Source organism: Pseudoalteromonas sp. ABV4_021 (genome assembly GCF_056159365.1).
Genome location: NZ_JBSWVB010000002.1, coordinates 1199108 through 1210227, shown reverse-complemented (window position 1 = coordinate 1210227; position 11120 = coordinate 1199108). Strand labels below are relative to the sequence as shown.

The following is an 11120-nucleotide window of genomic DNA, read 5'->3' as shown; positions in this document are numbered from 1 at the left end:
CAGTTAAGAAAGCCCTTAATTGGTTAAGGCTTTAAAGCTATAAAAATAAAATTATGAAAAAAATACTGATTATTGATGATCACATCGATGTGCGTTTATCGGCGCGCATTGTACTTGAAAGCCATGGTTACACGTGCACAGAAGCCGACCACCCAAGTGTCGGCTTAACTCTTTTAAAAAATCAGCAAATCGATTTAATTTTGCTTGATATGAACTTCACCAAAGACACCACATCTGGCGAAGAAGGCCTTGGCTTTTTAAAAGAGCTGAAACGCCAGCAACTAACTATTCCCGTGATTGTCATCACCGCATGGGCAAAAGTCGACTTAGCGGTTAAAGCCATGCAACTTGGCGCATCCGACTTTGTTGAAAAGCCTTGGAAAAACGCCAAATTACTCGAATCTATTGAGAACCAACTAGCGCCAGAAAATACCAGCGACAGCCAACCTAGCAGCGGATTTTTAGCATTAGGTGAACAATCTAAAACGCTCGTTAAAGCCGCAAGCCGCATTGCAAAAACGGACGCAAATGTGCTGATCACCGGCGAAAATGGCTCAGGTAAGAGCCTACTTGCACAGTACATTCACGATAACAGCCCTCGCGCACACCACAATATGGTAAGTGTCAATATGGCGGCAATTCCTGATAATTTGTTTGAAAGCGAATTATTCGGTCATAAAAAAGGCGCATTTACTGATGCGAAAGAAAACCGCGAAGGGCGCTTTTCTCTAGCAAACGACAGCACCTTATTTTTAGATGAAATTGGCACTTTGCCAATGTCACTGCAAGCCAAAATGCTACGCGTTTTAGAGACCGGCGAATTTGAAATACTCGGCAGTTCAAAAACGCAAACCAGTAATGCACGGATTATTTCAGCCACCAATGCCGACCTTGAAAAAGCCATAAACAATGGCGAGTTTAGACGCGATTTATTATTTAGACTCAACACCTTAGTACTCACTATTCCGCCGCTGCGAGAGCGTCAAGACGAAATTGCCTTACTCGCTAATCACTTTATTGAAAAACACTGTAAGCGCTATGGTTTTGAGCCTTTACTACTTACAAATACCGCATTAGAAAAACTCAAAGCGCACAGTTGGCCTGGCAATGTACGTGAGTTATCACATGTATTAGAGCGCGCGGTGATCATGACCGATGGCGACAGTATTGATGCAACACATTTACAACTCGAGCTCAGTACACAACATGAAAGCGTACCGCTGATGAATTTAGAGCAAGCTGAAAAGCTAATGATCAATAACGCACTTAAACACTTTGATGGCAATGTTATTGCTGCAGGCGAATTTTTGGGGCTCAGTAAATCAGCTATTTATCGCCGTATCGAAAAGTTCAATATTTGCGTTAAAGAGAGCAACTAATGCAAAAGCACTCGTTAGAACGCACAGTCATTACACTTTTTACGCTACCTTGTTTGATTTTATTAGGCGTGTTAATTTTTTTAATTGTGCATTTTCAGCTCGATTTTCTTGAAGGCACAACACTGATTATTGCCCTACTCGCCCCAAGTGTTGTGGTATTTACTGCACTTTATCGCCGATTTTTTAATACCCTCGACAGCGTTGCTGTGCAGCTGGATGGTCTAGCTAATGAAGAGTTTACGGTGTGGCACCTTGCGAAGTATTCAGCAGGCCGCGTTGCTGGGCTAAAACGCGATTTACACACCATTGCCAAGCGCATTCAAAATAAACGCCATGAATATGCGCAAAACGAAAGCTTTATCTTTGATTTTATTAACGAACTTGAACTACCCATTATTGTGATTGATAGCCAATCGCAGGTTTATCATCATAACCTAGCGGCATCCAATTACTATCAAAAACCCAGTTTACTAGGTAATGATTTAGCAAGTTTAGGGCTGAGTGTCGATGCCGACAAATGGCAACTCGCGCAAAATAATCAACGCCATAAAGTCGTTGCCCATGCGCTTAATCGCGGTAATCGCCATTATCGTTTATTGGTATTTGTATCGATTGAGCAATCTTTAAGGCATAACGAAAAAGAAGCCTGGCAAAAGCTCGTAAGGGTACTTAATCACGAAGTACGTAACTCGCTTACGCCAATCTATTCAATGGCGCAGTCACTGCAAGAGCTGCCAAAACTAACGCAATCAGACTTACAAACCACCATGCTTAACGTGATTGAAAAGCGTGCTGAGCATCTGCTTGAGTTTGTTGCAAGCTATTCCAAACTGTCGCAAATTCCTAACGCAAAACTTGCCAACGTTACCACAGGTGAAATCGCCAAACGCTGCAAAGCACTGTTCCCCGATGTCGATATTGAAATTGAAGACAATGGTGAAATTGAATGTGATATTGAGCAACTAGAACAGGCGCTACTCAACCTTGTTAAAAACGCTAATGAGGCAAATTTAACTGCAAACTCGTCTGGCGTAACTATTCGAATTAATAAAGCAGATAACTGGCAAATTGCCATTGAAGATAACGGAATTGGCGTTGATTTAAACGACAACTTATTTGTGCCGTTTTATTCAACCAAACCTGAAGGCTCTGGCATTGGTTTAGTGTTGAGCCGCGAGTTAATACGAAATCAAAACGGTGAGTTAACACTTACAAACAAAACTGAAAAGCAAGGTGCGATTGCCACGATTACCTTTGCTAATTGATAATGTTCGATAAGCTAAATTAGCTTGCTAAGTCCCCCCTCTATTTCTTTTGCTGCCTGATGAGATAAGGGGGTAATACGAAGTGGTTTTGTCGACAAGTCTCAGTCTTTCTCGTCCCTATAATATAAACAAAATAAAGCCACATATAACACAAAATTCTAAAAATCTAATACATAAACCTTATCGCCAACACAAATCATTCGCATTACGATCCCTGTTCCTTTTTCAGTGTCAGAAAAATATTATGGAAAACGTATCTGAACAAATGATTTTCGCCAGTGACAATGTGACTGCATTTACAAACCCTAAAAGCGAATCAACTTTTATTTTCAATCAACAAAACCTTGTTGATTATGAATCGGGTTCTATTCAAGCATTATCCTATGTACATCAAGCAATTAGTAGTAATCACAAAGTCTTTAATGGCAAGCTCGCTAATGAACTCAAAGATCTTGTCAGCAAAGTAAACTTAGATTCACCTGTAGGCAACACACGACAAGCATTAGAAGAACTTAAACACATTTATTTAAACAATGCTGTGTATTTCCACAATCCAAAATATGTCGCCCATTTAAATTGCCCTGTGGCGTACCCCAGTGTAATTGCCGAACAAATTCTTAGCGCCATTAACTCATCACTCGATACTTACGACCAAAGCGGTGCTGGCACATTGATGGAACAAAAACTCATTGACTGGACTTGCAAGCAAATAGGATTTAATAGCGAAGCAGATGGTATTTTCACAAGTGGTGGTAGTCAGTCTAATTTAATGGCGTTATTAATCGCAAGAGATTACTACGCAAAAACATTTCAAAATACGTCGCTACGTGATTCTGGATTAACTGAACAAGCGACTCGCTATAAAATTTTTACCTCTGAAGTCAGCCATTTTAGCGTGCAAAAGTCCGCAGCCATTTTGGGACTTGGTTATGACGCTGTTGTGTCGATACCTGTCGATCACGCATTTAAAATGGACAGCCATGCACTAAAACAGGCCATAGAGAAAGCCGTCGAAGAGGGAAATACCCCAATTTGCGTCGTTGCCACAGCAGGCACAACTGATTTTGGCAGTATCGACCCATTACATGCGATTTCTCAATTATGTAAAGCGCACAATATGTGGATGCATGTTGATGCCGCATACGGCTGCGGATTGCTGGTCAGTAAGCAACATAAAACAAAGTTAAACGGCATTGAAAACGCGAATTCCGTTACCGTGGATTATCACAAATCGTTCTTACAGCCAGTCAGCAGTAGCGCGTTCTTTATGCAAAATGGTCAACATTTTTCGTTACTTACGCACCATGCAGATTACCTCAACCCATTAAACACCGATACTGAAAAAACGCCGAACCTTGTTGATAAAAGTCTGCAAACCACACGTCGCTTTGATGCTCTAAAATTGTGGCTTACCTTACGTGTTATGGGCGCGGAGCAAATTGGCAACGTGTTCGATAAAGTGATTAAGCTCGCTAAACAAACACACGCGATATTAAATCAAGATGATGAGTTTGAAGTGATCCATCAACCTGAGATCAGCACCTTGGTATTTCGTTTTTACCAAAAAAACTTACCCAATGAGCTACTAAATACCGTCAACAATCAAATAAAGGAAAAATGCTTCAAAACTGGAGAATGCGCAATTGCCCGCACGAAAGTAAAAGGCGTGCAATACCTTAAATTTACCCTACTTAACCCAACCACCAGCATTAAGCATATTTCTGAAATTTTATCTGAAATCAAAGCCCATGCGTATCTTGAACTCTCACAACAGGTAACGGACTAATACCATGCAACCAACCTATGATTTTATTGCGATTGGCCTAGGCCCATTTAACCTTAGCCTTGCTTGTTTAACAGAGTCAATCAACGATTTAAACGGTTTGTTCCTCGAACAACGTAGCGAATTTAACTGGCACCCAGGATTAATGATCGACGGTGTTCACCTGCAAACTCCCTTTATGTCTGATTTAGTGACCCTGGCCGACCCAACTAACCCGTATAGCTATTTAAATTATGCAAAACAAACAGGTAACTTATATCAGTTTTATATTCGTGAAGACTTTTTCTTACTGCGAAAAGAATACAACCAATACTGCCAATGGGCGTCAAAATCACTTAGTAATGTGCAATTTGAGCGACAAGTCGTTCAGGTAGATTTCAATGAATGTGAGAGCCTTTATTGCATATCAGCTAAAGACAGTGCGGGTAATACATATCAATACTTTGCCAAGCACCTTGTTTTAGGTACTGGGCCTGTGCCAAATTATACCGCTGCGGTTGATAAAAACGCTGACGATATTATCCACTCAGGGCAATACTTAGCTAACAAAGACGCACTCACACAGGCTAAAAAATTGGTGATTGTTGGCTCTGGCCAAAGCGCTGCTGAAATCTATTATGATCTGCTAACAGATATTCGTTCACACAATTATGAACTCACTTGGGTAACACGTGCACCTCGCTTTTTCCCACTTGAGTATTCGAAGTTAACCCTAGAAATGACGTCGCCTAATTATGTGGACTATTACTATGATCTGCCACAAGTAAAAAAAGACGCCTTAATTGCAAATCAAAAACATTTATACAAAGGCATAAATAGCTCACTTATCAATGAGATATATGATCTCTTGTATCAGTTAAAGCTCGATGGTGATGTACCAACTCGGTTACTCACTAACAGCGAATTAAAATCACAATCAGGCCACAACTTGGCGTTTCAACAAACCGAAGCCGATCACAGTTTCACACTTGAATTCGATAAATTAGTCATGGCTACAGGCTTTAGCTACCAAGATCCGGTCTTCTTAAGCGGTATTGAGTGTCAGATAAACCGCGATAACACAGGGCGTTTTGCTGTCGCACGAGATTATTCTATCGACAAGCAACAACGTATTTTTGTGCAAAATGCAGAGTTACACACCCATGGCTTTGTCACCCCAGATCTTGGCATGGCATGTTATCGCAATAGCCAAATAATCAACCAGATTTTGGGCTATGCACACTATCAGGTTGAAACGCATACCACATTTCAAGAGTTTTTAGCGCCTGAAGCAACACCCTGCTCTGAAGGGGAAAATGTGTAATGCGTATTTCGCTTAAAACCAGTTTGATTTTACTGACACTCATCTCAGTAATCTGCGACACTATGATTTTGCCTTTTTATCCTACTTTCTTTGCTGATCGTTTTGGCATAGATAATAGCCATCATGTGGGTGCTTATATTGCTACTGTGTGCTTTACCGTTATGTGTGCTTTCCCCTACTGGGCAAAACTCGCCAAACGCGTTCATGAGGTACATATTTGGGTCGTAACTCAACTCATAGCAGCCTGCTTAGGCATTGCGTGTTTTTTTAGTACTGACATTGTTTGGTTCTGGGTGATTTCGCTTGCGATGCTGGTATTTAAAGCCAGCTACCTACTGATATATCCATTTGTATTGCGTTTGGAAGATCAACAATCCCATTTAGGTATTGTTGGCCTGTTTAGCGTATTGATGCACTTTGGTGGTATTGGTGGCGCATTACTCGGTGGTTGGGTAATTGATTTAACTGATATCCAAACCATTTATTTGATTATGGCACTGGGCGATATTGTACAAGTAGGTGTTTGTTTATACCTAAGTAAACAACTCAAGTTGAAGTGGGCACTGCATCCAAAGGTTTCTTCGCCTGTATTGCGTAAAAAAATACCAAACTTTATTTACACCATAGGTCTGGTGTCATTGCTTGTGTATTTTGCCGGGTTTCTTGCGCGTCCTTATTTCACACTTTACTGGCAACATATTAGTGGTATCAGCAGTACCTTTATTGCCGGATTAATGTATGCAATTCCCGCTTGGATGGCATTGTTTGGGCTTATTCTCAGCAAAAGTCGCCGCTCACTTAACTGGACCAGCCAGCAACACATTCTTGTTGGATTAGGATTTGCGTGTATTGGTTTGTGGCTACAGGCATCGCCTGATTGGCAGAGTGTTATTGCTGGCCGTATTTTACTCGGCTATGCAATGTTTGTAATCACAGTGAAGCTTGAGGTGTTATTGTTTTCGCTTAGCCAACCAGAGCACTATGGCGAAGACTTTGCCAAAATCCATTTTATGCAAAACCTAGGGGTTATTGGCGCATCATTTTTAGTTGGTTCGCTAGTACAACCCAACGCCTACGATACGCCATTTTTAGTTGCATCAGGGGCAATGGCACTGACGTTTTTCGTCTTTATTGGCCTATTTAAAGTATTTACGCATAACGCCACACATTCTCAACCATTACCGCAACATCAGCCTACTTTAGAATCAGAGAAATCTTGAAATGAAACAGATAGATCATGTTACTTTGCAAAGCCCTCTTTTGGGCCAAATTAGCTTTAAGCCATTTTTACCAGACCACGACAGTAGCTTATTACACAGTTGGCTAACCCAACCCTATGCAAAATTTTGGGGAATGGAAAATGCTTCAATTGACGAGGTCAAAGCCTTTTATTCAACGCTGATAAACAGTGGACATGAAACAGCATATTTAGGCTATATCAATGGCACTGCCCAGTTTTTGATAGAAATTTATGATGTGTCACAACACGAAATCGCATCACATATTGATATCACAGCAGGCGATATTGGCTTTCATATTTTATTAGCACCCAACACGCATCCTATTCGTGGTTTTAGTCATGCTGTAATGCAACACTGTATGCAATTTATATTTGATGAATACCATGCAACGCGAATTTTAGTCGAGCCAGATTGTCATAATCACAAAGTCCATGCCCTTAATTTAAGTGTTGGTTTTCGTCACCTTAAAACCGTTCGCTTAAAACAAAAACAGGCTTTGCTGGGCGAACTAACTAAAACCGCGTTTAATCATAGTAAGCAGTATGCTAATCATTTACATAGCTCAACTCAGTTAAATGACAGTTCGCACGATGCGACACAATTCGCATCGCACATAAAAACAACACATTGGCAAAAAGCAAACCAACAGCTAATCGTTAAAATGATCACCGAGTTTTCTCATGAGCGGTTACTTACCCCGTTTGAGTTAAGTACAGGTAGTTATTTGCTAACCAACAGTAATGAGCAAGTGACTTATCACTTTTCTGCAAAGCAATTACCCCTTGATCATCTTATGATCGATGCATCGAGCTTAGTAAAAACAAATAACCAAGGGGAGCAGCAAGCTTTGGATGCCCTGGCGTTTCTATTGGAATTTGCCTCAAAGCTCGGATTAGCAGATCAGCAACTGGCTACCTACTTAGAAGAAGTATCTAGCACTTTAAGTTCAGCCTGCTATAAATACGCAAAACGATCATTCACCGCCCCCGAGTTAGTGCATCAGTCATTTCAAACGGTAGAATCTGAAATGACCCATGGCCACCCCAGTTTTATTGCCAATAACGGACGCATTGGTTTTGATGCAACAGATTTTCATCAATACGCACCTGAAGCCGCATCCCCAATACAGATTGTCTGGCTAGCGGGTGCTAAAACACATACAGCATTTAATGCAATAAATGATATCAAGTATCAGTCGTTAATCGATAGCCAACTGGATTTAAGTGAGCAGTTACTCTTTGAAAAACGGCTTGCTGAAAAAGGCTTAGTACTAGATGACTACTACTTAATCCCTGTTCACCCTTGGCAGTGGGAAAATAAACTTGTTCACTTATATACCCGTGAATTAGCAAATAATACGCTAGTCTGTTTAGGTGCTGGATTTGATAAATACCTACCGCAACAATCTATCCGTACCTTGTTTAACTTATCAAAGCCTAATAACTACTATGTGAAAGTAGCATTATCAATTTTAAATATGGGCTTTATGCGCGGTTTGTCGGCCAAATATATGGCGGTGACTCCGGCAATTAATCAGTGGGTCTATGATTTAGTGCTGAACGATACCACCCTATCTTCTCTTAATTTCGTACCGCTGCGCGAGCTTGCCACACTGGGCTTTAGCGGCAGTCATTACGAAGATAGTCAATTAGGGGATACACCTTATAAAAAAATGATCGCAGCCCTTTGGCGTGATAACCCCACTAATTTAATCGACAATTCAGAGCAACTTGCAACCATGGCCAGCTTGCTGCATCAAGATAATAATGGCAATGCTTACATAGTGGCCAAAATAAACGCATCAAAGCGCTCACCTGAGGCATGGCTAAAAGCGTATTTAAAAGCGTATTTAATCCCTCTGCTGCACTGCTTTTATAAGTACAAATTGGTGTTTATGCCGCACGGTGAAAACTTGATTTTAAGGTTTAAAGATCATGTGCCAGTAGGTGTCTTTATGAAGGATATTGGTGAGGAGGTGTGTGTGCTTAATTCACAAGATGAATTACCCGAAGAAATCGCACGCATTGCTATCACTATGCCAAAAGAGCTTGAACTATTGTCTATTTTCACGGATGTCTTTGACTGTATTTTCAGATACATGGTGCCATTACTCGCGCAAGAAAATTGCTTTACACCAAAGCAATTTTGGCAATTAGTTGCAACTGAAATTAACCAATATCAGGCAGCCCACCCTGAACTAAGTGAGCGCTTTGCACAGTACGACATTTTCTGTGACGAGTTCGAACTCTCATGCTTAAATCGCTTGCAGCTTAAGAACAACAAACAAATGGTCGACTTAACGGACCCAGCAAACAGCCTGCAATTTGCCGGAAAGTTAGCCAACCCCATAGCATTGTTTAAAGACTAAATGGCCATTCAAACCAATAAAGGGTGCCCTAAAGCTGTGTTGGCAACTTCACTAAGTACAGTGCCCGAGGTTAAACTAGTGGGTGATAGTGACATTAATTTTCACTATCATCCCAATGCTATCTCTTCACTTCATCGCACCTTGCAAGAAAAGTTCAGTCACACAACACGTGCGTACCACGTTGTGAATTTATGGCGACAACTTATTTGGCAACCCATCTATTTATCTGTGGCTAGTTGCTACCGCGCCAAAATAAGTACAAATCTTCATGAGCTGAAACAAGTACAAACAGAAAACACATTGTATGGTTTGCAGGTGACAAACATTGTGACTCACCACACACTGCAACATGCGATTAATGCCAATATCCATTCATTAAGAAGGTGTTTGGATCACGCCTTCAATACCATGAAGCAAGTCTGCCATCTCTCGTATGGACAGAGTATAAAAATCGTTTGCGATATTCTGGCGCAGGCCTTTGTCCGAGTGTCAGGTATCGCGCAAAGCGATGTATTAACCGCTGCACTGAGTGAGTGGCAACACGCCCTTTTTAATAAACAACATACTTTTTTAGATAGGCAAAGCAATTCACAAAAAATCAAGCTAGCAACCTGCTGCTTACATATTCAAATCGAGCCCAATAACCCGTGTGAAAATTGCCCCAAAAATTCCATTAGGAGAACAACACATGCCAACTAATCGCTTGGTTTCCATTGATATCGCTCGTGGCATGAGTGTCATTATTATGATCTGTGTGCATACATTGTGGATGTATGCAGATAAAGAAACCCAATCGAGTTCTTTACTGGGTGATATTATTCACTTTCTCGGTAAAGGCACCGCATCATTTCTTGTTGCTATGGGAATCTCATTGATGCTATCAAGGCGACAATCTAGTCGTGATTTATTTTTTCGTGGCCTAACAATTCTCGCAATTGGTTACAGTATGAATTTTCTAAAATTCGTACTGCCCATTATACTGGGTGTCATGCCGGAGTCATTTGTCGCTGCTTATGAGTGGAAAACACCTCTAAATTTCTTTCAATATCAATACCTCATCTTAACCGGTGATATCCTTCAAATGGCAGGCTTCTCATTGATTATTCTTAGTGCTATTACGCAGTTTGTTAGGAATGAGTGGGGGTATCTTATCGTTGCCTTGGCAATAGCTGTGAGCGCTAAGCCATTAAGCGGTTGGACGCCAGGCATTGCCGGGTTAGATTATTTAGCCAAAGTACTGTGGGGCAATACCTATCAAATATATTTTCCACTTTTCCCGTGGTTAAGCTGCATTTTGGTGGGCATGTTTATCGGCAAACGGTTTGTGCAAAGTCACAATAGTGTCGCATTACACAGCGACTGCTTGAAAATGGGTATAACTTTGACCTTACTTGGTGGCGGGTTGATGGCATGGGATTTTGATTATCATTTTGGCAACTTTTTCCATACTGGATTCGGTGGTATCGCCTATTTAATTGGCGTTAACTTAATCGCTTTATGGTGCCTCAATAAACTGCTAAAAAGCGGTATATTCGAACGATTACATGGTCTATTTAGTTACTGTTCGCAGCATGTTACTAGCCTTTATGTAACCCAATGGGTGTTAATTTGTTGGGGCATGGCGATTGTTGGATATCAAACCATGAACTCGTTACAAACAATAATGTTAATGCCCTTAACGATTTCCCTAACGCTGCTTTGCCATTATGGCTATGTAACAGCTAGAACGAACCTAAGTCTTAACAAACATGCATTGAAACGAGCACCGCAAGTTGAGTGAT

8 protein-coding genes are annotated in these 11120 nt (G+C 41.0%); all 8 read left to right on the top strand.

Features of this window, described 5'->3' with window-relative positions:
* Positions 1–53 precede the first annotated feature (53 nt).
* The 8 genes from ACXAFE_RS19655 to ACXAFE_RS19620 all read left to right on the top strand — a co-directional run bounded on the left by ACXAFE_RS19655 (position 54) and on the right by ACXAFE_RS19620 (position 11119).
* Complete coding sequence (locus ACXAFE_RS19655; protein WP_475156838.1) at positions 54–1379, top strand: sigma-54-dependent transcriptional regulator; 1326 nt, start codon at positions 54–56, stop codon at positions 1377–1379.
* Positions 1379–2644, top strand: a complete 1266-nt coding sequence (locus ACXAFE_RS19650) for a sensor histidine kinase (RefSeq protein ID WP_475156836.1) — start codon at positions 1379–1381, stop codon at positions 2642–2644. The genes ACXAFE_RS19655 and ACXAFE_RS19650 overlap by 1 nt, the downstream gene beginning before the upstream one ends.
* 244 nt (positions 2645–2888) lie before the next feature.
* Positions 2889–4430, top strand: coding sequence for a pyridoxal phosphate-dependent decarboxylase family protein (locus ACXAFE_RS19645; RefSeq protein WP_475156834.1), 1542 nt, complete (start codon positions 2889–2891; stop codon positions 4428–4430).
* A gap of 4 nt (positions 4431–4434) precedes the next feature.
* Positions 4435–5730 (top strand): lysine N(6)-hydroxylase/L-ornithine N(5)-oxygenase family protein, encoded by a 1296-nt coding sequence (locus ACXAFE_RS19640; RefSeq protein ID WP_475156832.1) that lies wholly within the window; start codon positions 4435–4437, stop codon positions 5728–5730.
* Positions 5730–6950, top strand: a complete 1221-nt coding sequence (locus ACXAFE_RS19635; RefSeq protein ID WP_475156830.1) for an MFS transporter — start codon at positions 5730–5732, stop codon at positions 6948–6950. Before ACXAFE_RS19640 ends, ACXAFE_RS19635 begins: the two co-directional genes overlap by 1 nt.
* 1 nt (position 6951) lies before the next feature.
* Positions 6952–9339: a GNAT family N-acetyltransferase gene (locus tag ACXAFE_RS19630; RefSeq protein WP_475156828.1), complete on the top strand. Its 2388-nt coding sequence runs from the start codon at positions 6952–6954 to the stop codon at positions 9337–9339.
* A gap of 78 nt (positions 9340–9417) precedes the next feature.
* Positions 9418–10038 (top strand): hypothetical protein, encoded by a 621-nt coding sequence (locus tag ACXAFE_RS19625; RefSeq protein WP_475156826.1) that lies wholly within the window; start codon positions 9418–9420, stop codon positions 10036–10038.
* On the top strand, positions 10028–11119 hold the full coding sequence (locus ACXAFE_RS19620; protein WP_475156824.1) for a heparan-alpha-glucosaminide N-acetyltransferase domain-containing protein: 1092 nt from the start codon (positions 10028–10030) through the stop codon (positions 11117–11119). The genes ACXAFE_RS19625 and ACXAFE_RS19620 overlap by 11 nt, the downstream gene beginning before the upstream one ends.
* The last annotated feature ends 1 nt before the right edge of the window (position 11120 follow it).

Excerpts from the sequence above, each read along its gene's own strand:
- ACXAFE_RS19655 (WP_475156838.1), top strand. The coding sequence starts at position 54 with ATGAAAAAAATACTGATTATTGATGATCACATCGATGTGCGTTTATCG.
- ACXAFE_RS19650 (WP_475156836.1), top strand. The coding sequence starts at position 1,379 with ATGCAAAAGCACTCGTTAGAACGCACAGTCATTACACTTTTTACGCTA.
- ACXAFE_RS19645 (WP_475156834.1), top strand. The coding sequence starts at position 2,889 with ATGGAAAACGTATCTGAACAAATGATTTTCGCCAGTGACAATGTGACT.
- ACXAFE_RS19640 (WP_475156832.1), top strand. The coding sequence starts at position 4,435 with ATGCAACCAACCTATGATTTTATTGCGATTGGCCTAGGCCCATTTAAC.
- ACXAFE_RS19635 (WP_475156830.1), top strand. The coding sequence starts at position 5,730 with ATGCGTATTTCGCTTAAAACCAGTTTGATTTTACTGACACTCATCTCA.
- ACXAFE_RS19630 (WP_475156828.1), top strand. The coding sequence starts at position 6,952 with ATGAAACAGATAGATCATGTTACTTTGCAAAGCCCTCTTTTGGGCCAA.
- ACXAFE_RS19620 (WP_475156824.1), top strand. The coding sequence starts at position 10,028 with ATGCCAACTAATCGCTTGGTTTCCATTGATATCGCTCGTGGCATGAGT.